This window comes from Streptomyces sp. NPDC004327, from assembly GCF_042873935.1.
In the GTDB taxonomy this organism is placed as follows: Bacteria; Actinomycetota; Actinomycetes; order Streptomycetales; family Streptomycetaceae; genus Streptomyces.
On sequence record NZ_JBIAME010000003.1, the window covers coordinates 407982 to 427666 of the forward strand.

At 72.6% G+C, this 19685-nt stretch carries 22 protein-coding genes; 14 read left to right on the top strand and 8 right to left on the bottom strand.

Translation table 11 applies throughout. The features are described 5' to 3' along the window. Nucleotides 1-68 precede the first annotated feature (68 nt). Complete coding sequence (locus ACFYU9_RS12340) at nucleotides 69-1130, top strand: trypsin-like serine peptidase (RefSeq protein WP_389344485.1); 1062 nt, start codon at nucleotides 69-71, stop codon at nucleotides 1128-1130. A gap of 92 nt (nucleotides 1131-1222) precedes the next feature. On the opposite strand, the gene ACFYU9_RS12345 is transcribed toward ACFYU9_RS12340, so the two are convergent. The 3 genes from ACFYU9_RS12345 to ACFYU9_RS12355 all read right to left on the bottom strand — a co-directional run bounded on the left by ACFYU9_RS12345 (nucleotide 1223) and on the right by ACFYU9_RS12355 (nucleotide 3974). Then, entirely contained in the window at nucleotides 1223-2029 is an 807-nt protein-coding gene (locus tag ACFYU9_RS12345; RefSeq protein WP_389344487.1) for a helix-turn-helix domain-containing protein, read from the bottom strand. Between the two features lie 307 nt (nucleotides 2030-2336). Further along, entirely contained in the window at nucleotides 2337-3380 is a 1044-nt protein-coding gene (locus tag ACFYU9_RS12350) for an SGNH/GDSL hydrolase family protein (protein WP_389344489.1), read from the bottom strand. Nucleotides 3381-3554: 174 nt separating this feature from the next. Continuing rightward, nucleotides 3555-3974, bottom strand: coding sequence for an ATP-binding protein (locus tag ACFYU9_RS12355; protein ID WP_389344491.1), 420 nt, complete (start codon nucleotides 3972-3974; stop codon nucleotides 3555-3557). A gap of 142 nt (nucleotides 3975-4116) precedes the next feature. On the opposite strand from ACFYU9_RS12355, the gene ACFYU9_RS12360 reads away from it, so the two are divergent. Both ACFYU9_RS12360 and ACFYU9_RS12365 read left to right on the top strand, forming a co-directional pair. Then, nucleotides 4117-4986 (top strand): helix-turn-helix domain-containing protein, encoded by an 870-nt coding sequence (locus ACFYU9_RS12360; protein ID WP_389344493.1) that lies wholly within the window; start codon nucleotides 4117-4119, stop codon nucleotides 4984-4986. Beyond that, on the top strand, nucleotides 4983-5174 hold the full coding sequence (locus ACFYU9_RS12365; RefSeq protein ID WP_389344495.1) for a DUF397 domain-containing protein: 192 nt from the start codon (nucleotides 4983-4985) through the stop codon (nucleotides 5172-5174). Before ACFYU9_RS12360 ends, ACFYU9_RS12365 begins: the two co-directional genes overlap by 4 nt. 69 nt (nucleotides 5175-5243) lie before the next feature. Here ACFYU9_RS12365 and ACFYU9_RS12370 read toward each other — a convergent pair whose 3' ends face one another. Continuing rightward, the gene (locus tag ACFYU9_RS12370; RefSeq protein WP_389204876.1) at nucleotides 5244-5822 is read right to left on the bottom strand and encodes a TetR/AcrR family transcriptional regulator; all 579 of its coding nucleotides are present in this window, start codon (nucleotides 5820-5822) and stop codon (nucleotides 5244-5246) included. A gap of 91 nt (nucleotides 5823-5913) precedes the next feature. Here ACFYU9_RS12370 and ACFYU9_RS12375 point away from each other — a divergent pair, with 91 nt between their 5' ends. Then, nucleotides 5914-6360 carry an anthrone oxygenase family protein gene (locus tag ACFYU9_RS12375; RefSeq protein ID WP_389204875.1) on the top strand — a complete coding sequence of 149 codons (447 nt, stop codon included), beginning with the start codon at nucleotides 5914-5916 and terminating at the stop codon, nucleotides 6358-6360. Nucleotides 6361-6398: 38 nt separating this feature from the next. Further along, nucleotides 6399-6824 carry a DUF4267 domain-containing protein gene (locus ACFYU9_RS12380; protein WP_389344497.1) on the top strand — a complete coding sequence of 142 codons (426 nt, stop codon included), beginning with the start codon at nucleotides 6399-6401 and terminating at the stop codon, nucleotides 6822-6824. Between the two features lie 59 nt (nucleotides 6825-6883). Here the strand turns inward: ACFYU9_RS12380 and ACFYU9_RS12385 are convergent, their stop codons facing one another. Further along, nucleotides 6884-7786, bottom strand: coding sequence for a helix-turn-helix domain-containing protein (locus tag ACFYU9_RS12385; RefSeq protein WP_389344499.1), 903 nt, complete (start codon nucleotides 7784-7786; stop codon nucleotides 6884-6886). Between the two features lie 284 nt (nucleotides 7787-8070). Between ACFYU9_RS12385 and ACFYU9_RS12390 the strand changes: the two genes are divergently transcribed. The 4 genes from ACFYU9_RS12390 (at nucleotide 8071) to ACFYU9_RS12405 (ending at nucleotide 10793) form a co-directional block, all read left to right on the top strand. After that, nucleotides 8071-8838 carry an alpha/beta hydrolase gene (locus ACFYU9_RS12390; protein WP_389204872.1) on the top strand — a complete coding sequence of 256 codons (768 nt, stop codon included), beginning with the start codon at nucleotides 8071-8073 and terminating at the stop codon, nucleotides 8836-8838. A gap of 159 nt (nucleotides 8839-8997) precedes the next feature. After that, entirely contained in the window at nucleotides 8998-9507 is a 510-nt protein-coding gene (locus ACFYU9_RS12395) for a DUF1203 domain-containing protein (RefSeq protein WP_389204871.1), read from the top strand. 9 nt (nucleotides 9508-9516) lie between these two features. Next, entirely contained in the window at nucleotides 9517-10230 is a 714-nt protein-coding gene (locus ACFYU9_RS12400) for a DUF6882 domain-containing protein (protein WP_389344501.1), read from the top strand. Continuing rightward, nucleotides 10227-10793 (top strand): SMI1/KNR4 family protein, encoded by a 567-nt coding sequence (locus tag ACFYU9_RS12405; protein ID WP_389344503.1) that lies wholly within the window; start codon nucleotides 10227-10229, stop codon nucleotides 10791-10793. The genes ACFYU9_RS12400 and ACFYU9_RS12405 overlap by 4 nt, the downstream gene beginning before the upstream one ends. A 38-nt stretch (nucleotides 10794-10831) precedes the next feature. On the opposite strand, the gene ACFYU9_RS12410 is transcribed toward ACFYU9_RS12405, so the two are convergent. After that, nucleotides 10832-11284: a VOC family protein gene (locus tag ACFYU9_RS12410; protein WP_389204868.1), complete on the bottom strand. Its 453-nt coding sequence runs from the start codon at nucleotides 11282-11284 to the stop codon at nucleotides 10832-10834. 191 nt (nucleotides 11285-11475) lie between these two features. Between ACFYU9_RS12410 and ACFYU9_RS12415 the strand changes: the two genes are divergently transcribed. Beyond that, complete coding sequence (locus tag ACFYU9_RS12415) at nucleotides 11476-11805, top strand: DUF6401 family natural product biosynthesis protein (protein ID WP_389204867.1); 330 nt, start codon at nucleotides 11476-11478, stop codon at nucleotides 11803-11805. Between the two features lie 48 nt (nucleotides 11806-11853). On the opposite strand, the gene rarD is transcribed toward ACFYU9_RS12415, so the two are convergent. Together rarD and ACFYU9_RS12425 are read right to left on the bottom strand one after the other, a co-directional pair. Further along, nucleotides 11854-12774 (bottom strand): EamA family transporter RarD, encoded by a 921-nt coding sequence (gene rarD / locus ACFYU9_RS12420; protein WP_389205289.1) that lies wholly within the window; start codon nucleotides 12772-12774, stop codon nucleotides 11854-11856. 205 nt (nucleotides 12775-12979) lie between these two features. Then, entirely contained in the window at nucleotides 12980-13846 is an 867-nt protein-coding gene (locus ACFYU9_RS12425; protein WP_389344505.1) for an NAD(P)H-binding protein, read from the bottom strand. 102 nt (nucleotides 13847-13948) lie between these two features. Between ACFYU9_RS12425 and ACFYU9_RS12430 the strand changes: the two genes are divergently transcribed. The 4 genes from ACFYU9_RS12430 to ACFYU9_RS12445 all read left to right on the top strand — a co-directional run bounded on the left by ACFYU9_RS12430 (nucleotide 13949) and on the right by ACFYU9_RS12445 (nucleotide 19674). Continuing rightward, entirely contained in the window at nucleotides 13949-14326 is a 378-nt protein-coding gene (locus ACFYU9_RS12430) for a winged helix-turn-helix transcriptional regulator (protein WP_389204864.1), read from the top strand. Nucleotides 14327-14618: 292 nt separating this feature from the next. Continuing rightward, a complete protein-coding gene (locus ACFYU9_RS12435; RefSeq protein ID WP_389344507.1) occupies nucleotides 14619-15236 on the top strand; it encodes a hypothetical protein in 618 nt (205 codons plus the stop codon). Nucleotides 15237-15241: 5 nt separating this feature from the next. Continuing rightward, a complete protein-coding gene (locus ACFYU9_RS12440; protein WP_389344754.1) occupies nucleotides 15242-17491 on the top strand; it encodes a bifunctional serine/threonine-protein kinase/ABC transporter substrate-binding protein in 2250 nt (749 codons plus the stop codon). Nucleotides 17492-17493: 2 nt separating this feature from the next. Next, nucleotides 17494-19674, top strand: coding sequence for a bifunctional serine/threonine-protein kinase/ABC transporter substrate-binding protein (locus ACFYU9_RS12445; RefSeq protein ID WP_389344509.1), 2181 nt, complete (start codon nucleotides 17494-17496; stop codon nucleotides 19672-19674). The last annotated feature ends 11 nt before the right edge of the window (nucleotides 19675-19685 follow it).

Genomic DNA, 19685 nt, shown 5'->3' on the forward strand with positions numbered 1-19685 from the left:
GGAATGCGATATGCGCATGTGTGCGTACCGAGTTCGAATGCTCTGCGGATCACCGGGGATGTGATCGCATGAGGTATGAGTTGAAGCACCGGCCCCTGACGCCCGAGGAACTCAGGGACCGCGCACCGGAGATCGAGCGAGAGGGGCGCGAACCCCCTGCTCAGCTCACCTCCTTCGTCACCGGCACGGAGACTCCGCGCCCCAAGGTGGCGGTCCACCGCACCGGGGACGGGTGGCTCGTCGACGTCGAGGTGAACGGCGCGAAGGTCGCACACCGGGCCGGACGGTCCGAAGAAACGATCCCTCGCCCGAGCCATCGGAGAGGACCGCTCCAGCTCGACGGCTTCGTTCCCGCTCACGCGGCCGTACGGCTGACACCGGAGACGGCCATGCCGGCCCCACGAAAGCGCCTGATCGGAAAGAAGGGCGAATTCACGCCGCTCGGGGTGTTCCCGCCCGACGGCCGAACGTTGTTGACGGACAAGAGCTACCCGTGGAGGTGCACCGGGCTCGTCACGACCAGCGATGGAGAAGCCGGCTCGGGTGTTCTCGTGGGTGACCGGCTGGTGCTGACCGCGCATCACTTGCGACCCTCGGTCAGTATCGGCAATGGCTCCTGGTGGGTGTCCTTCGCCCCGGAGTACGACAACGGCAATGGGGCGTTCGGGGCGAGCGACGTCAGCGACCTGCGTCACTACGACGCCGAGAGCGACGACGACTACCGGGTGGGCCACGATTACATGCTCTGTCGCCTCTTCGAGCCGATAGGAGTGCACTGCGGCTATCTGGGCTCGACCGTCTTCGCGGACAGCTGGAGGGGCCAGCAGGTGTGGGCCAACGTCGGATATCCGAAGGATGTGGGAGGCGGCCAGCGTCCCGCGGTGCAGTGGGGCCAGAGCATGGAAGACGACTACGAGGACGACAACGGACAGATCATCGAAACCGAGGCGAGCCTCAATCACGGCAACTCCGGCGGCCCGTTCTTCTCCACCTTCGACGACGGCAACACGCGACTCTGCGGAGTCGTCTCCGGTGAAGGGAGCTTCGACGGCGACGTGGACAACGCACTGGCCAGCGGTGAGGACATGGTCGCCCTGATCGACGGGGGCCGTGCCGACTGGCCGGCATGACAGTGCCTGGAGCCCGGCAGCCGTTGGCTTCGGCCTCGGATCATTGACGGGACAGCCTTTGGCCAGCCCCTTCAGGCGGCCGGCCAGCCCCTTCAGGCGGCCTCGGTGTCCGTGTGGCGGCAGTCGCGGCAGAGGGCGTCGGTCGGCGGGGCGCCGCGGAAGGGGCGGCCGCAGTCGCTGCATTCGGCGAAGGGGGAGCGGGGGGAGGTCACGGTCACCCGGGCTCTGGGGGCCGGGGCGGCGATGTGCACCGGCGGCGGGAGCAGGGCCGTGAGGCGGTGGGCGAGGAGGCCGGCCGGGTGGGCGAGGTTGTCCGGGAGCGTGGCCGTGAGGGTGCGGGTCACGGCTTCGGGGTGGGCGCCCCGGTCCAGCCAGGCCGTGACGCCGGGCGCCAGGCGTTCGATGTCCGCCTCGCCGAGCAGGAGGCGGGGCTCGTGGGCGCGGAGGCCCGCGAGCAGGGCGGCGGCGGGGCGGTCGCGTTCCACGAGCGGGGGAGGAGCGGGCCGCTTCGGGCGCGGTACGGGCTCCGGTGGCGGCGGCGTCGCGCGTACGGGCTCGGGCTCAGCCCCCGGCCGGTTGTACGAGATCGTGCGCGGCACGAACCTGCCGTCGGGCAGCCGTTCCTTGGTGCGCTTCACGTAGCCGTGCTTCTCCAGCTCCCGCAGGGCGGCGGCGATGCGCAGCTCGCTCTCCGGGTGCAGGGCCGCGATGGCCTTGATGCCGACGGAGGCACCGGCGGGCAGCGACTGGATGTAGACGGCCAGGCCCTTGGCGAGCAGTGAGAGCTCGCGGTGCTGGGCGAGGTGGTTGCCCACGACGGTGTAGCGGGTCGTGTGCCGGACATTGACATGAATGAGCCCGGAGGCGCGCGGGGGCGCGCTAGGCTGCGTGGAAGCCATCAGGAAGGTGCTTCTTCCTCGGTGGTCAGGCCCTCGATCGGGATTGCGAGTCCCGGCCGGGGGCCGACGTGTTTTTGGGGTTGTCGGGTGATGCTGGCGTGAGCATATGCCAGGCAAGCAGCCATAAATCCAGCCCAGTTGGCTCAAGTCACCCGTCCGAGTGACGGACGTCGACGGGGAGGACGGAGGGGTTGGGAGGGTGATTCCCCAGGCCTTTAAAGCTTTTACGTCGTAGGCCTCCGCGTCGCGGGAATCCACGACGTGGAGGCTGCGGGGTTGGAGCCGGATCCGGGGCCGGGGCCGGTGGCTAGAGCTCCAGGAGCGCGATGCGGATGGCCCGTTCCACGTGCGCGGCGGCGTTGGCGTGTCCTTCGGCGTTGGGGTGGACCAGGGTGACGCGCTTGCCGATGAGGCCGCAGTTCAGGAGCGTGCCGGGGAGCGTGGTGGGCCAGTAGTCCGCGGCGTCGCCGCAGATGCCCTCGATCCACTTGGTCTCCGCGGGCTGGCAGGCGTCATGGCCCACGCTGGAGGCGTAGACGTCGACGTAGCGGTCGCCGAAGAATTCCGTGACGGTCTTGATCGTGTTGTTCAGCTGCTTGAGGACGTCGTCGCGGAGCCAGTTGACGTCGGCGCGGGTGATGCCGCCGAGCTCGTTGAGGGAGAGCCGGTTGCAGGTGCTCGCGTCATCCGGCAGGACGGCCGGGTAGCCGACCGTGATCACCTTGGCGTTGGGAGCGGCCTGGTGCACGTGGGCCAGCATCCCGATGTACTCGTTCTGGACCCGGGCGAGCTTGTCGTGGATGTTCTCCTCGCCCTCCGGCGGGTTGGTGTAGAAGTCGCGGCAGGACTTGTTGACCGCACCCGTTTCGAGGCACTTCAGGAGCACGCCGCCGAAGGGCAGGCTGTTGCCGCCGACGCCGATGGTGACCACGTCGGTCTGCTCGTTGAGCTTGGCCCGCGTGACCTGCGGGTCCACCGCGGGCCAGCCGCCCTCGGGCGGCTCGACCGGGCTGATCGGCGTCTGCTTGGCCGAGGCGATGTCGGCGATGGTCGCGGCGCCGCAGCTGACGTTGGTCAGGCGGACGGGCTTGCCCGGCGGGAACTCGGCCAGCTCCCGCTCGACGAGATCGGGGTAGGAGTTCGTGGTGCGGTCGCAGCCGTCCCGCGAACCGTCGCCCAGCGCGGGCTGCGGGTCGCCGACGAAGACGCCGGCGGTGTACGAGTCGCCCAGTGCGGCCCACTCGTACTGGTCGGCCGCACCGGCGGAGCCCGAGGGCAGCAGCGCGGCCGCCGCCAGCACGAAGCCGGCGGCCATCGCCTGCACGCGTCGGCGGGAAACAGGGTGTCGCATGGATCCTCCAGGATCTGCGGAAGACGCCCGGGGCCGGAGAGTGACCTCGGGCGGTGGCACCTCGACCAAGATCATCCAGACTGTCCGCCCTGTCCCTCCGGCGATTCGGCCCCACCACCCCCGAACGAGCTAAATGATCAGATCTTTCGTGTCGCCGCCGGGCGTCCCGGCCCCTTACGGCGACAGCGCCACCTCGGCCCACACCGTCTTCCGCGGTACCGGCCCGGTCCACACGCCCCAACTCCGCGCCAGCGCCGCGACGATGACCAGCCCGCGCCCGGTCTCGCCCGCGCCCGCGTGAGCGATGCGCGGGAGCCGGTCACCCCGCGTGTCCGTCACCTCGATCCGGAGCGTCGCCCCGGCCGCCAGCAACGCGAGGTGGAAGTCCCGGCCGGCCACGTGGCCGTGCGTCACCGCGTTCGCCGCGAGTTCGGCGACGATCTGGGCCGCCGGCTCCGCCGCGTACACCAGTTCCCACGAACGCAGCTGCTCCACGGCGAGCAGCCGCGCCAGGCGCGCGCCGCGCCGCGTGGCGGAGAGCTGGATTCCGAATTGGCTTACGGATGCCAAGAGTTGGGTTGGTTCCTGATTCATGTCACCCAGCGTGGCGGGATCTGCCTACGCTGCCCATCGAACAAGCCCTTACGTACGGTTACTGTCCTGCGACTGTCCGGTGCTGTCTCGACTGTCTCGCGCGACGCCACGGGAAGGGCTCTGCCGAAGGAGGTGGGCGCGCATGAGCGTGAACGAAGAGATGGACGGTGCGGCGGCAGAGGACGCGGGCTGGGAGGTGGAGCCGGGCGACGAATCGGGCGCGGCGGTGGTCGCTGCCGTGGGGCGCCAGCTGAAGCTGTGGCGGGAGGCGAAGGGTCTGAACGCGGCCGACTTCGGTTCGATGGTCGGCTACGGCGAGGACATGATCCGCAAGATCGAACGAGGGGACCGCATCCCGCGCCCGGAGTACCTGGACAACGCGGACCAGGTGGTGGGTGCGAACGGGATGGTCTCGGCGATGAAGAAGGACGTCGAGGACGTCCGATACCCGAAGAAGCTACGGAACCTGGCGAAGCTGGAGGCGAGAGCGGTCGAGTTCAGCCTGTACTCCAACTTCAACGTCCACGGCCTGCTGCAGACCGAGGAGTTCTCTCGGGCGCTGCTGCGCACATGGCGTCCGGCGTACGGGCCGGCGGACCTGGAGCGGTACGTGACGGCGCGCGTGAAGCGCACGGCGGTTCTGAAGAACGACCCGGGGCCCGAGTTCAGCTTCGTCCAGGAAGAGGCGACGCTGAAGCGTCCGATCGGAGGGAAGATGGTGCTTCGGCGTCAGCTCGAACACCTTCTGGAGGTGGGCGACTTGCCCAACGTCGAGATCCAGGTGATGCCGACCGAGCGTGCCGACCACCCCGGTACGGCCGGGCTGATCGAGATCCTGAAGTTCGGGGACGGTACGGGCGTGGGGCGCAGTGACGGCGACTTCAACGGCCGCCCGGTCTCCGACCTCAAACGACTCCGGATCTTGGAGCTGCGCTATGGCATCATCCGCTCCAAGGCCCTTACTCCTGTGGAGTCACGGGACTTCATCGAGCAACTGCTGGGAGAGACATGATCCGCAAGCCCGAGCTGGAATGGTTCAAGAGCAGCTACAGCAGCAGCAGTAACGGCGAGGACTGTGTCGAGGTCGCCAACACCCCCGGCACCATCCACGTCCGTGACTCCAAGAACGCCGAAGGCCCCCGCCTCGCCTTCCGCCCCACCGCCTGGGCCGGTTTCGTCGCCCACGCCTCCGGCGAGTGACTCCCCGCGCCTCACCAGCGAAGGGCCCGGCTTGATCTCAAGCCGGGCCCTTCGCTTTCCGGTGCCGGATCAGACCGCGGCGAGCCGGTCCACCAGTAGCTCCACCCGCCACTCGGTGTGCTCCGGCGGCAGCCGGCCCGCGCGGGTCAGGGTGGCCAGGCCGTGCAGGGCCGCCCAGAACGTCTCGGTGAACAGGCCCGGGTGGACGTCGTCCCCGGCGACCTCGTCGAGGGTTTCGAGGAGCGCGGCGAAGGCGTCCTTCAGGGGCGCGGGCGTGTCCTCGTGGGCGAAGGCCAGGCCGCCGTCGAGCTGGAAGATCGCGTCGTAGACGGCCGGGTTGGCCTCGGCGAAGGCGAGGTAGGCGCGGGCGAGGGCGGCGACCCGGGCGCGGGGGCCGTCCGCGGCGGACGTCGCGGCCCGTAGCGCCGCGGCCAGCTCGGTGGAGCCCTCCAGGGCGACGGCGCCGATGATCTCGCGCTTGCCGCGGAAGTGGCTGTAGAGGACGGGCTGGCTGTACTCGATGCGCTCGGCGAGCCGGCGGGTGGTGACCGCGTCCCAGCCCTGCTGCTCGGCGAGTTCGCGGGCCGTCGCCACGATGAGGCGTTCGCGGTCCGCCCGTTCGCGCTGCTTGCGTTCCTGTACCGACATAGCGGAATTCTAGCACTGCTAGACAATCGAGCGGCAGCAGTACTAGCGTTGCCTCATCGGCTAGCAGCGCTAGATCCCCGGAGGGGTTGCCATGCTCAACGCACTTGAGGTCGTCACCACCGTGCTCGTCGGCCTGATGGTGGGCGTCGAATTCGCCGTCGCCTTTGTCATGAACCCGATCTTCAGCGCCCTTCCCGAGGACAGCAACCAGCAGGCCCGCTCCCACGGCGGCCGGATGCTCGGCGCCCTGATGCCCTTCTGGTACATCGGCTCGCTCGTCCTGAGCGCGATCTGGGCCGTCGCCGCGTGGGACCGCCCCGGCACCGGACTCGTCGTCACCGCCGCCGGGCTGCTGATCCTCAGCGTGGTCATGTCGCTGCTGCTGCTCGTCCCGATCAACAACCAGGGCAAGACGTGGACCCCGGAGAACCGGCCCGCCGACTGGAAGGAGCAGATGAACCGCTGGGACCGCTACCACTACGTCCGCGTCGCCGTGATCATCGCCGCCTTCGCCCTCCTCGTCACCGCCCTCGTCTGACGCCCGCCGGCTCCACGAAGACCGCAAGGAGAAGATCCGTGTCGCTGAAGAAGATCAACACCGTCCTGGCCGCCGCCTTCGTCCTCTTCATCCTCTGGTTCGGGACGGAGTACATCCTGAGCCCGGAGATTCCGGCACCCGGCTACGGCCTGCCGAGCTGGCCGTCCGGCGACGGCGGCGGCTTCCTCGTCGTGAAGGGAATCCGCGACGTCGTCATGGCCCTGGTCCTGGGCGTCCTGCTGGTGACGGGCCAGCGGCGGGCGCTGGGCTGGACCCTGATGGTGGAGGCACTGGCCGCGTACGGAGACATGGCCAACGTGCTGGCCCATCACGGCTCCGTGGCCACCGCGCTCGGCGTCCACTGCCTGACCGCGACGCTCATGCTGGGCAACGGCCTGCTGATCATGCGCGAGACCCGCAGGTCCGCGGCCGCTCCGGCGACGTCCGTCCCGCAGCCCGCATGAGGCCGCGGGTGCGACGGCGCGGGGTCCACGACCGCGTGGCGGTCGTGGACCCACGTGGCTCAGCCCCTGGTGCGGGTCACCGGGAACCACAACTGCGCGTCGGAGTGCGCCGGATCGTCCTTCGACGGACGGGTGCGCAGGATCTCCGGGCCCGGGCGGTACTCGTACGGATTGGACGGGATCCACTGGGCGGCGATGTCGCCCCACATCCGCTGCAGCGCCTGCGGGAACGGCCCGGTGTTCTCGAACACCGCCCAGGTGCCCGCCGGGCAGTCGAGGACGTCGAGGTCCCCGGGCAGCTCGCCGGCGGCGGTCGAGGTGACCACGGCCTGGTAGTAGTCGAGGTCGCTGCCCTCCTCGATGCCGTCCCGGAGGTCGTCCGAGACGCCGTCCGGCAGGCGCACGGTCACCGAGACGACGCCCTCCGGGTCCTGGTCCGAGAAGGCGGCGATCCGCAGCATCGTCTCCGGTGGGATGCTCCGGATGTGCTCGGCGATGTGCGGGTTGACGCCCTCGTAGATCAGCGGGACGCGCGCCTTCCTGCCGACGACACGGAATGCTTCCTTCTCCACGATGCGGTAGCGCATGGTGCTGTTCCCTTCGACGGTGAGGCGGAAGGACAGCCGGGGCTGCGAGTTCAGCGCCGCGCCGGTGCGCCGGGCCTCGCCCGGGCCGACACCGTGCACGGCACGGAACGCCCGGGCGAACGCCTCGCCCGAGGCGTAGCCGTAGCGCACGGCGATCTCCAGCAGCGTCGGCTCCCCGGCCAGTACGTCGGCGCCCGCGACGGTGAGCCGCCGGCGCCGTACGTACTCCGACAGCGGCATCCCCGCCAGCGACGAGAACAGCCGCCGGAAGTGGTACTCCGACGTGACCGTGATCCGGGCCAGCGCCGACACGTCGACGTGCCCGTCGAGGTGACCCTCGATGTGCTCCATGGCCTGGTTCAGCCGATCCAGCAACTCCGGCCCCCTTCCCTTTCGATCACCACGCTAGGAAGGAGCAAGCCTGCCGCACCCGACATCCTGTGCCCGCTCCGGTCGGGTGCCGCCGCTGCGAAGGCCGGGAAAAAGCCCTGGCGTGGCACGGCGGGGCGCTGCTACCTTTCGAGGAGCCGTGCAACTGACAAAGGAGGTGGTTCCCGTGATCGCAGTTTCGTCATGGGTGCTCCCCTCCCGGGTCACGGTCGGGCGATAGGTCGTCGTCAGGGAGCGCCGTTTCACGCGCATTCCCGAAAGGCACGACCTTGAACTTCACATCTGAGCAGCGTTTCGACGAAGGCGTCACCGAGCGTGCGTTCACCCTCGGCGACATCCCCGGCCTCCTCTGGACGCCCGAACCCGCCCCCGCATCCGCGCCCGGAACCGCTTTCGCGTCCGCCCCGGCGCCGCTGATCCTCATCTGCCCGCCGCCGCTCGCCGTGCGCCAGGTGTACCCGCGCCTCGCCGTCCGGGCGCGCTACTACGCGGCGAAGTACGGCTTCGCCTCCGCCACCATCGAACTCCCCGGCTTCGGCGAGCGGCCGCCGCTGCCCGCCATCGAGCAGGCCCGCGCCGACATGCGCCGCGCGCTCGACGCCGGCGAACCGGTCGGCGAAGCGCTCGTCGACGCCCTCGTCCTCCCGCTGGTCGAGGCGGCGGTCCCGGAGTGGCGGGCCACCCTGGACGCCCTCCTCGAACAGCCCGGGATCGGCGGCCCCGTCGGCTACGAGGGAGGCGTGATCTCCATCGGCATCCAACTGGCCCTCTCCGAGCCGCGCATCGCGGCCGCCGGCCTCTTCGCCGGCAGCTTCGTCCCCGCCGCCATGTTCGAGGCGGCCCGGCAACTCACCCTCCCGCTGCACGTCCTGCTCCAGTGGGACGACGAGGGCAACGACCGGCAGGCGGCCCTGGACCTCTTCGACGCCTTCGGCTCCAAGGAGAAGACGCTGCACGCCAACATGGGCGGGCACAAGGGCGTCCCGCAGTACGAACTCGACGCCGGAGCCCGGTTCTTCACCCGGCACCTGAGGTGAGCCGCCGCTAGACGGTGACACACCGCCGCCCCGACCGCGCCGGAACCGGCCGGCCGGGGCGGCACGCCATGTCCGGTGGAACGGTCGACGGAAGGCCCGGTGGAGGGCCGGGTCCGAAATCCGCCAGCGGGAGCGGCGCGACTTCGTGACGCTGGAGCCATGACGACCACGTTCACCCCGCTGCCCATCCCGCCCGCCACCCTCGCCCAGCTCCGCGCCACGGACGACGCCGGCCGGCCCTGCGTCCCCTACACCGCCACCGACGACACCGGCGTCGGCAGCCCGCTGCGCTGCTGCCTGCGGCCCGTCGCGCCCGGGGAGCGGATCGCGCTCGTGTCCTACGCGCCGCTGCGGCGCTGGGCGGGCGAGACGGGCGCCGAGCCCGGGGCGTACGACGAGCAGGGGCCCGTCTTCATCCACGCGGAGGCGTGCGAGGGCCCGGCCGCGGGCTCCGCCTCGTATCCCTTCGACCGGCCCGGCGCACTGCGCACCCTGCGGCGCTACGACGCCCGCGGCCGGATCGTCGGCGGGCGGCTCCTGGAGATCCCCGCCGAGCCGACCGAGGGCTTCGACCGGGCGTTCGCGGAGGCCTTCGCGGACCCGGCGGTCGCGCTCGTGCACGTCAGGGCCGTGGAATACGGCTGCTTCCAGTTCGAGGTGCGGCGCTAGGGTCGCTGCATGGCGAACGAGTTCACCCTATTCAGCGACGCATTCTTCCTGGAGGCCGAGCGGCACGCCGCCTGGGGCGCGGCCCAGCTGCGGGCCCTGACCTCCTTCCTGCCCGAGGGCTCGTGGGCGGCCGACCTGGAGACGTGCCGCTACCAGCAGGGCGGGCCGCAGGGCGAGGTGGAGCTGCGGGTCGGACTCCTCGGCTCGTTCGACACGGACGAGCTGACGTGGATGTGGGGCTGGGCTCACCCGGGGCTCCAGGGCACCGAGGTGGTCGCGCTGACCGGCGCGCTCGCGCGGTACGGGCGGGTGTACGGCATCCCCGAACTCACCCTGCCCGTGCTCGACCTCTCCGGCCTCGCCGACCCGCGCCACGCCGCCGAGCTGCTCGCCTTCGTCGGCATGGGCGTCGCCGACGCCCCCGGCTACATCGGCGTCCCGGCCGGCCCCGGCAGCCAGGTGTACTTCCTCCCCGACGACCCCCGGGTGCCCCGGCCCGCCCTCGACCCGATCACCCTGCCGCGCCACCTCATCGACGGCGCGAGCCTCATCGGCCACGCCCCGCGCGAGGTCGTGACCGGCTACTTCGACCACCACGGCGCTCCGTGGGAGACCGCGGCCGACGGCCGGATCGTCGCCGAACTGCCGGACGGCTCGGCGGCCGAGGTCGAGTTCGACGAGCTGGGCCGGATCGCCGGCGTACGCGCCACGGCCCGGCCGTGACCCTCTGGGACGGGGCGCGGGTGCGCGAGCGGGTGCGGGCGCTCGCGGAGCTCGACCCGCGGTGCGCGCGCTTCGGCGCGGACACGCACCGGTACGGGATGCGGCCGCCGCTGCCCGAGACGGAGATCCGCCGCTTCGAGGCGGCGCACGGCATCGTCCTGCCGGCCGCGTACCGGGCGTTCGTCGCCGAGGTCGGCGACGGCCCGGCGGGGCCCGACCACGGACTGATGCCGCTGGCCGTGCCCCGGCCCGAGGCCGAGACGGACGACGAGGACGACGAGTGGGCCGTCGACCACGAGTGGCGCGAGGACCGGCTGCCCGGACGGCTCGCCGCGCCCTTCGCGCTCGCCGGGCCGCTGCCCGGCCTCCTGCGCACCCCGGCCGAGGCGCTCACGCCCGGCACGCTCATGCTCGCCGAGCAGGGCTGCGGGATGTACGTACGCCTCGTCCTCAACGGGCCGCACGCCGGCGAGATCTGGCAGCTCGACCCGGACTGGGCCGGCTTCGTGCCGGCGCACCGGGACTTCCGCGCCTGGTACGAGGAGTGGCTGCACAAGGCGTGACCAGGGGCGTGGTCAGGGCGTGACCAGGGCGTACCGGGTCAGTGCACGCAGAACTCGTTGCCCTCCGGGTCCCGCATCACCGTCCACGAACCGCCCGGCTCCGCCACCTCCCGCAGCACCGTCGCGCCCAGGACCTCCAGGCGCGCCACCTCCTTCTCCCGCGTGCCCGGGGCCGGGTGCAGGTCGAGGTGGAGGCGGTTCTTGCCGGTCTTCGGCTCCGGGACGCGCTGGAAGAGGACGCGGCGGCCGAGGCCGGTGTCCGACGCCGGGTCGAAGGGCTCGTCCGGGTGGCGGACGGCGGCCAGGTCGCGCCAGGCGGGACGGCCGTCGACGGTGACGGTGGCCTCGGCGGGCACGGCGCCGGCGGCGAGGAGGCGGGTGACGAGCGGGCCGTGGTCCTCGCGGTGGTAGTCGAGCGCCGCGGCCCAGAAGGCGGCCTGTGCGTGCGGGTCGGCGCAGTCGATGACGAGCTTCCAGTGAAGTGCGGTCATGCGACTTTTATAGTGCGCCGCACCGCCCTCGCTCGTCACTCTGATCGCACCCGACGGCATCCGAGGGCATGTGGCGGCGCCCGATGGCACTCGGCGGCGCCCCGGAGTGGGCGCCAGGCGCCACCGGGGCCGGGCCGGCCTGCGACCGACGTCACGGCCTCGGCGCGGCGATACGCGCCTAATGTGGAGGGATGAACGATTCGCCCGGCAGCCCTCTGGCCGGCATCGCCGCCACGTACATGCCCCGGCTCTCGGAGTTCGCCTTCGAGCCGGGGCTGGTGGCCGCCGTCGACCAGCACGCGGCCGCCGTGTGCGACGCCCTCATCCCCGTCCAGCGAGGCCCGCAGGCCCTGCCGCGGGCCCGGACCGTCGGCCGCGAGGAACTCGCCGACTACGTGCTCGGCTTCACCGACCGGCTCACCGAGGTCGACTGGGTGGAGCCGGTCGGCCACGACTTCGCCACCCTGCGCCTGACGGCCGTGTGCTGGCTGATCCGCGAGCACGACCTGCTCGGGGCGTAGCCCGCGGGCCCGGCCGGCGCGGTCAGCCACAGGTCCGCGCCGGGAGGGTCAGCTGCTGGGCTGTGCCGACGGGGTGGAGAGCGGGGCCGCGTCCGGGGCGGTCGTCGCCGCCGCCGTCCTCGCCGCTTCCATGGCGGCCCGGCTGCGCCGCGCCGTCCGCAGCGCGTCCCAGGTCAGGACGGTCAGCGCCAGCCACACCAGCGAGAAGCCGGCCCAGCGCTCCGGCGGCATCGCCTCGTGGAAGTAGAAGACGCCGAGCAGGAACTGGAAGACCGGCGCCAGGTACTGCAGCAGGCCCAGCGTCGACAGCGGCACGCGGATCGCCGCCGCGCCGAAGCAGACCAGCGGGACCGCCGTCACCAGACCGGTCGAGGCGAGCAGCAGCGCATGGCCGGTGCCGTGCTGCCCGAAGGCGAGCGAGTCCCGGGAGCCGAGCCACAGCAGATAGCCGAGCGCGGGCAGGAACTGCACGGCGGTCTCGGCGGCGAGCGATTCCAGGCCGCCGAGGTTCACCTGCTTCTTCACCAGGCCGTACGTCGCGAAGGAGAAGGCGAGGGTGAGCGAGATCCACGGCGGCCGGCCGGCGCCGACCGCGAGCACGACGACCGCCGCGAAGCCGACGCCGACCGCGACCCACTGCGCCGGGCGCAGCCGCTCCTTGAGGACGAGGACGCCGAGGGCGATGGTGACGAGCGGGTTGATGAAGTAGCCGAGCGAGGACTCCACGACCCGGCCGTTGTTCACGGACCAGATGTAGAGGCCCCAGTTGACGCTGATCACGGCAGCGGCCACGGTGATCAGCGCGAGCTTGCGCGGGCTGCGCACGAGCTCGCGCAGCCAGTCCCAGCGGCGCACCGCGAGCAGCGCGAGGCCGACGACGACGAGCGACCAGACCATCCGGTGGGCCAGGATCTCGACGGCTCCGGCCGGCTTGACCAGCGGCCAGAAGAGCGGGACCAGACCCCACATGCCGTAGGCGCCGATCCCGTAGAGCAGTCCTGCCCGTCCCTCGTTCTTCGTCTCCACTGGACCTCCCGCCCTGTCGGCCCTGCGCCGCGCATTTTTGTTGAACCTTGTCGAAGGTAGCGCCGCACAGGGCCGGCTGTCATGCCCGTATCGCCATACGGTCCTTACGGATCAAGAAGGCGGGAGGAGGGGCGGGAGCGGAGGCGGGTCACGACGTGGCCAGGGCGGCCGCGACCGTCTCCGCGAGCGGCGTCGTCGGGCGGCCGATCAGCCGCGACAGGTCGTCGCCGCGCGCCGCCAGCGCGCCCCGCGCGATCGCCGCGTCCACGTCGACCAGGATCTCGGCGAACGGCTGCGGCACCCCGGCGCCGACGAGGATCTCCAGGTGGGCCGCGGCGGGCACCTCCGTGTACGCGATCTCCCGGCCGGTCTGCCGGGCCACCTCGGCCGCGTACTCGGCGAGGGACCACGACACGTCACCGCTCAGCTCGTACGCCCGGCCCAGGTGCTCCTCCAGCGGGCCGGTCAGCACGGCGGCGGCCGCGGCCGCGTAGTCGGCGCGCGCGGCCGAGGCGATCCGGCCCTCGCCGGCGTTGCCGACGACGGCGCCGTGGGCGAGGACGGGCGCGAGGTTGGCGGTGTAGTTCTCGGTGTACCAGCCGTTGCGCAGGAAGGTGTGGGGCAGGCCCGAGTCGAGGATCGCCCGCTCGGTGGCCCGGTGCTCATCGGCCAGCAGGAAGTCGGCCTCGGGCCCGCCGAGGATGCCGGTGTACGCGAGCTGGGCGACGCCCGCGGCCTTCGCGGCGCTCACCACGGCGGCGTGCTGCGGCACCCGCCGCCCGACCTCGCTCCCGGAGATCAGCAGCACCCGGTCGCCCGCGCCGAAGGGGCCCGCCAGCGTCTCCGGCTCGTCGTAGTCGGCGACGCGCAGCTCGATCCCGCGCTCGGCCAGGTCGGCGGCCTTGGCCTTGTCGCGGACGACGGCGACGACGGAGGAGGCGGGGACGCGGTGCAGCAGCTCGGTGATCACGAGGCGGCCGAGCAGGCCGGTGGCCCCGGTGACGACGATGCTCATGGGTTCTCCCAGGGGTGCGAGGAGTCGGGTGATGCGGTCTCCACTCACCGTACGATGGGCACTAACCTTTCGTAAGTACCCACTTTGAAGTAAGGTACTGGCATGGGAGTAAGTGAGCACATCATGGTCGACGCCATGTGCCCCGAGCGCCGCGTCCTTGAGCACGTCACCAGTCGCTGGGGCGTGCTGATCCTGATCGCGCTGAGCGAGCGCTCGTACCGCTTCAGCGAGCTGCGCCGCGCCATCGGCGGCGTCAGCGAGAAGATGCTCACGCAGACCCTGCAGACCCTGGAGCGCGACGGCTTCGTCCACCGCGCCGCCCGGCCCGTCATCCCGCCCCGCGTCGACTACAGCCTCACCGCGCTCGGCGCCGAGGCCGCCGGCCGGGTCTCGGAGCTCGCCCGGTGGACCGCGAGCAGCATCGACGCCGTGGAAGAGGCCCGGGAGCGTTACGACGCGGTGCGCGGAGCGTCCCAATGAGGTTGTAGCGCCGCCCAGTTGATCCACGGAGCCGTACGATCTCCTTCACCGGCTGGGGGATCGTGCGAGAGACCGTGGGGGAAACATGGTGGACGCGTACGGAAGAGTGCTGCGCACCGCTGCCGTCGTGGCGGCGGGCGCGTTACTCGCTACGGGCTGCTCTTCGGGCGGCGGCGGAGGGGACGGGAAACCGCCCCGGAGCACACCCACGAGCAGCGGGACGGCCGCGTCCGGCACCCCGTCCGCGACGGCCGCGCCGACCGGCCCCGACTTCACCCCGGACCCGAAACGGGTGCCGCGCACCGAGGCCGCCGCGCAGCGCCTCGCCCTCGCGGTCGTGGCCGGGCCGGACGACTGGGGGCCCGAGTACGTCAAGCGCAGCCCGTACGTCAGCGAACCGGGCTCCTGGCCGGTCCTCGACACGAGCTGCGAGTGGGAGGCCGGCACCCTGCCGCGCTCCGTCCTCTACAGCGTCACCGCCTACAGCGAGATCCCGGCCTCCGGCGGCAAGGGACCGCTGCGCGTCGCCGCCACCGTCACCGTCCACGGCGCCGAGTCCGACGCCGACTGGGAGATGGCCGAGACCCTGGAGGAGGCGCTGCGCTGCCCCGACCAGCAGCTGCGCGAGGGCGAACGCATCACCGGCCTGATGTCCCTCGGCACGCCCTACGGCACCGGCGGCAACAACACCACCACCGACTCGCTCATCGAGCGCGGCTCGTACCTCAACGACGCCTTCAAGGGCCCGCAGTTCTACAGCTGGTTCCAGACCCGCACCGCGCAGGTCACCGTCGCCGCCGTCGTCAAGGGCGCCCCCGGCTACACCGAGGCGGAGACCAACGCCGCCCAGGTCCGGGCCGCCGTCATCATGCAGGACCGCCTCAAGAAGCAGTTGGGAGCCCAGTCGTGAGCCCGATGGCCCAGCCCGCTCCGGGAACGCCGCACGACCCCGGCGCGCTCCAGCCGCTCCTCCCCTCCGACCCGTCCGCCATCGCCGGCTACCGGCTCCTCGGCCGCCTCGGCGCCGGCGGCATGGGCGTCGTCTACCTCGGACGCACCGGCACCGGCGAGCTCGCCGCCGTCAAGGTCACCCATGCCGAGCAGGCCGACCAGGCCGACTTCCGGGCCCGCTTCCGCCGCGAGGTCGAGCTCGCGCGCCGGGTCGCCAGCCCCTGGGCCGTGCCCGTGACCGGCGCCGACCCCGACGCCCCCGAGCCGTGGATGGCCACCGCCTTCGTGCCGGGACCGTCCCTCGGCGAGGCGGTCCGCGAGCACGGGCCGCTGCCCGAGCGGAGCGTACGGATCCTCGGCGGCGCCGTCGCCCGGGCGCTCGCCGCCGTGCACGCGGCCGGGCTCGTCCACCGGGACGTCAAGCCCGGCAACATCCTGCTCGCCGCCGACGGCCCCCGGCTCATCGACTTCGGCATCGCCCGCGTGACCGGAGAGACCGGGCTCACCTCGGCCGACATGGTCGTCGGCACCCCCGGCTTCCTCGCCCCCGAGCAGGCCGAGGCCCGCGCCGCCGAGATCGGCCCGGCGGCCGACGTCTTCGCCCTGGGCTGCCTGCTCGCCTTCGCGGCCACCGGCCGCCCGCCGTTCGGCACCGGCGCCCTGGACGCGCTGCTCTACCGGACGGTGCACGACGAGCCCGACCTCGCCGGCGTACCGGAGCCGCTGCTCGACCTCGTACGGGAGTGCCTCGCGAAGGAACCGGCCGCGCGCCCCACCGCCGAGGAGATCGTCGGCCGGCTCACCGAGGACACCCCCGGAGCCCCGGCCGACTGGCTGCCCGCACCCGTCGTCGCCACGATCGCCGCCCGCTCGGCGGCCATGCTGGCGCTCCCCGACATCGACCCGACCGCGCCCGGCACGGCCCCGGACGCCCCCGCCAAGCCCAGCAGACGCGGCTTCCTGCTGGCCGGCGCCGGTGCCGCCGTGCTCGCGGCCGGCGGCGGCGCCTACGCCCTGCTCAATCGGCGCGACGCCGGCGACGGCAAGCACCCCGCGCCGGCGGCCCGGAAGACCTGGGCCATCGGCGTCCTCGCCGACCTCTCCGGACCCGCCCAGGAGATCGGCCGGGCCCAGGAGCGCGGTGCCCGGCTCGCCGTCGAGAAGTTCAACGCCGTGCACAAGGGCAGGCCCTTCACCCTCGAACTCAAGGTCTCCGACGACCGCGGCGACCGCACCGGCGCCCTCGCCGCCGCCCGCCGGCTCACCACCGACCCGTCCGTGATCGCCGTCCTCGGCCCCACCTCCGACGACACCGGCATCGCCGCGCTGCCCGCCTTCGAGGAGGCCGGCGTGCCGCTCCTCACCACCTCCGCGGGGTACAACCTGCTCACCCTGCGCGACGTGGCCGGACCGCCGAACACCACCGTGCTCCGCGCCATCCCGAACCACATCATGGCCGGTACCTTCCTCGCCTGGTCCGCCACCCTGCTGCCGCAGATCCGGCGGCCCGGTGTCCTGGAGGAACGCACCGACGACCAGTACAGCTGGCAGTACACCGGCGGCGTCCGCTTCGGCTTCAAGCAGGCCGGCATCAAGCCGCACTTCCGGGTGGTGCCCGCCCGGGCCACCGACTACCGAAGGATCATCGGCGAGATGATCGACGCGGGCATCGACGCGTACATCCACAACGGCGTCCGCTCCACGGCCGTGCTCGCCGCCCGCGCCCTGACCGAACTCGGCTTCACCGGGCCCCGGTTCACCGGCCAGCACGTCTTCGGGAACCGGTTCCTGAAGGAGGCCGGCAGCGCCGCCGAGGGCTGGTTCGTCTGCGCGCCCGTCATCGACCCGGTCCAGCGGGCCGCCGACCCGAAGCAGAAGCCCGCCGACCGCAAGCTCACCCAGGACTTCCTCGACGCCCACCGCAAGCGCTACGGCACCGCACCGGCCTTCTACACCGGTGAGTCCTTCGACGTCGTCGAACTGGTCACCACCTGGCTCGCCACCAGCGCCGCCCGCGGCCCGCTCACCCGCAAGGGCCTGTGGGACGCCCTGCGCAAGCAGAAGTACACCGGAGCCATGGGCGGGTACGAGTTCAACGAGCGCGGCGACCTGCGCGGCGTCGGCACCTTCCTCTACGGCGTGCAGAAGGGGGCGTACAAGCTCCTCGGCTCCGCGCCCCCCGAGCCCGCCAACAAGAAGTCCGGGAAGAGCTGACGGTGCAGCCGCTCAAGAAGGCCGACCCCTCCGTCATCGACGGCTACCGCCTCCTCGGGCGGCTCGGCACCGGCGGCATGGGCGTGGTCTACCTCGCCCGCTCCGCCGGCGGCGCGCTCGCCGCGCTCAAGCTGATCCGCGCCGAGCACGCCGCCGACCCCGGCTTCCGGGCCCGCTTCCGCCGCGAGGCGGCCGCCGCCGAGCGGATCACCGGCCGCTGGGTGGTCCGCGTGCTCGGCGCCGACCCGGAGGCCCGCGAACCGTGGCTGGCCACCGAGTACGTGCCCGGGCCCTCGCTCGCCGAGGCCGTCGCCCTGCACGGCGCACTGCCCGAGCCCACCGTCCGCGCCCTGGGCGCCCGGCTCGCCGCCGCCCTCGACGGCATGCACGCGGCCGGGCTCGTCCACCGCGACGTCAAGCCCGGCAACGTCCTCCTCGCGCTCGACGGGCCCCGGCTCATCGACTTCGGCATCGCCCGGGTCAGCGGCGCCACCGCGCTCACCGCCACCGACGCGATGATCGGCACGCCCGGCTTCCTCGCCCCCGAACAGGCCCGGATCGCGGGCGCGGGCGAGGTCGGCCCGGCCGCCGACGTCTTCTCGCTCGGCTGCGTCCTCGCGTACGCGCTGACCGGGCAACGCCCCTTCGGTACGGGCGCGGTGGCCGCCGTCGTCTACCGCACCGTCCACGAGGAGCCCGACCTCGACGGCCTGCCCGAACCGCTGCGGCCGCTCGTCACGGCCTGCCTCGCCAAGGACGCCGCCGACCGGCCCACCGCCGCCGAGGTGCGGGACGCGCTCGGCCCGCACGAGGGCCCGGCGGCGGGCGACTGGCTGCCGCCGGGCCTGCCCGCGCTGATCGCCCAGCGCTCCTCGCGGGTCCTGGACCTGCCCGTCGCCGACCCGACCATGCTCAACCCCGAGGAAGAGAAAGGGACGTCACGCCGCCGCTTCCTGGTCCTCGGCGCGGCCGGAGCCGTCGCCTCGGCCGGTGGCCTCACGGCCTGGCTGGTCGGCCGCGGCGCGGCCGGCGGATCGGGCGGCGGCACCGGCGGCGGGGCGGTGAGAACCTCGTACACGCTCGGCGTGCTCACCGACCTCAGCGGCCCCGGCCAGGCGGACGGGCGCGCCCAGGAGCGCGGCCTTCGCCTCGCCATGGAGACCTTCAACGCCCGCGCGGACCGGCCCTTCGACCTGGTGCTCAAGATCCTCGACGACGGCGGAGACGCCAAGCGGGCCGCCGCCGGGGCCCGCGCCCTCCTCCAGGTGCCGTCCCTGGTCGCCGTGCTCGGCCCGACGACCACCGAGACGGCCCTCGCGGCGGCGGACGTGCTCGTCGACCGGAAGGTGCCGATGCTGAGCGTGGTGGCGTCGGTCCCGGACGGGGTGATCCGGGGCCAGACGCCGGACATGCGCACGTACTTCCAACTGCGGCCCGTCCCCGACGTGATGATCGTGCCCTTCGGCCGCTACCTCAGCGAGCACCGTCTGGGCCGCACCGCCGTCATCGAGGACCGGGCGGCCGGCGCCTACAGCTGGCTCGCCGCCCGGAGCATGAAGAACTCGCCGCCCGCCGGCGGGACGGTCACCGTGCAGCAGGTCGCCGCGGACAGCGAGGACTTCGCCACGGCCGTCCGGGCCGCCCTCGCCGGCACCCCGACCGGCGTGATGTACGTGGGGAAGTCGCCGCGCCGCGCCGCGCTGTGCGCCAAGGCGCTGCGGCAGCAGGGCTACCGGGGTCCGTGCGGCAGCGTCGAGCCCGCGTTCGGGCCGGAGTTCCTCGCCGTGGCCGGCCCGGCCGCCGAGGGCTGGTACTTCGGGACCGGCTACACCGATCCCGACACCGTGCCGGCCGCGAAGGAGTTCGCGGCCGCCTACCGCAAGCGCTGGCGGCTCGCGGCCGCGGACCCGGTCGACCGGTTCGCCGTGGAGTCGTACGACGCCCTGTACTGGATGGTGCAGACGCTGCGCACCGCCACCAAGAGGAACGCGGTGGACCCGAGCGCGGCGATCTCCAACCTCCTCACGAATGACGGCAAGCAGTTCCGCGGCGTGGCCAGGGCCTACAACGCGAGGGGCGACGAGAGCTCGGCGGCCCAGCTCGAAGGACTGACCCTCTGGCAGATCAGGTCCGGAAGGCCCCGCTGCCTCGGCCCGTTCGCCGAGGCAGCGAAGCGCGACTGACCGCGCGGGCG

What these genes read in the sequence shown, in the direction of transcription:
- ACFYU9_RS12345 (WP_389344487.1), bottom strand. Translation starts at nt 2,029, where the DNA reads ATGGCTTCCACGCAGCCTAGCGCGCCCCCGCGCGCCTCCGGGCTCATT.
- ACFYU9_RS12395 (WP_389204871.1), top strand. Translation starts at nt 8,998, where the DNA reads ATGACGACCACGTTCACCCCGCTGCCCATCCCGCCCGCCACCCTCGCC.
- ACFYU9_RS12400 (WP_389344501.1), top strand. Translation starts at nt 9,517, where the DNA reads ATGGCGAACGAGTTCACCCTATTCAGCGACGCATTCTTCCTGGAGGCC.
- ACFYU9_RS12425 (WP_389344505.1), bottom strand. Translation starts at nt 13,846, where the DNA reads ATGAGCATCGTCGTCACCGGGGCCACCGGCCTGCTCGGCCGCCTCGTG.
- ACFYU9_RS12410 (WP_389204868.1), bottom strand. Translation starts at nt 11,284, where the DNA reads ATGACCGCACTTCACTGGAAGCTCGTCATCGACTGCGCCGACCCGCAC.
- rarD (WP_389205289.1), bottom strand. Translation starts at nt 12,774, where the DNA reads ATGTGGGGTCTGGTCCCGCTCTTCTGGCCGCTGGTCAAGCCGGCCGGA.
- ACFYU9_RS12440 (WP_389344754.1), top strand. Translation starts at nt 15,242, where the DNA reads ATGGCCCAGCCCGCTCCGGGAACGCCGCACGACCCCGGCGCGCTCCAG.
- ACFYU9_RS12415 (WP_389204867.1), top strand. Translation starts at nt 11,476, where the DNA reads ATGAACGATTCGCCCGGCAGCCCTCTGGCCGGCATCGCCGCCACGTAC.
- ACFYU9_RS12350 (WP_389344489.1), bottom strand. Translation starts at nt 3,380, where the DNA reads ATGCGACACCCTGTTTCCCGCCGACGCGTGCAGGCGATGGCCGCCGGC.
- ACFYU9_RS12370 (WP_389204876.1), bottom strand. Translation starts at nt 5,822, where the DNA reads ATGTCGGTACAGGAACGCAAGCAGCGCGAACGGGCGGACCGCGAACGC.
- ACFYU9_RS12365 (WP_389344495.1), top strand. Translation starts at nt 4,983, where the DNA reads ATGATCCGCAAGCCCGAGCTGGAATGGTTCAAGAGCAGCTACAGCAGC.
- ACFYU9_RS12375 (WP_389204875.1), top strand. Translation starts at nt 5,914, where the DNA reads ATGCTCAACGCACTTGAGGTCGTCACCACCGTGCTCGTCGGCCTGATG.
- ACFYU9_RS12340 (WP_389344485.1), top strand. Translation starts at nt 69, where the DNA reads ATGAGGTATGAGTTGAAGCACCGGCCCCTGACGCCCGAGGAACTCAGG.
- ACFYU9_RS12355 (WP_389344491.1), bottom strand. Translation starts at nt 3,974, where the DNA reads ATGAATCAGGAACCAACCCAACTCTTGGCATCCGTAAGCCAATTCGGA.
- ACFYU9_RS12360 (WP_389344493.1), top strand. Translation starts at nt 4,117, where the DNA reads ATGAGCGTGAACGAAGAGATGGACGGTGCGGCGGCAGAGGACGCGGGC.
- ACFYU9_RS12430 (WP_389204864.1), top strand. Translation starts at nt 13,949, where the DNA reads ATGGGAGTAAGTGAGCACATCATGGTCGACGCCATGTGCCCCGAGCGC.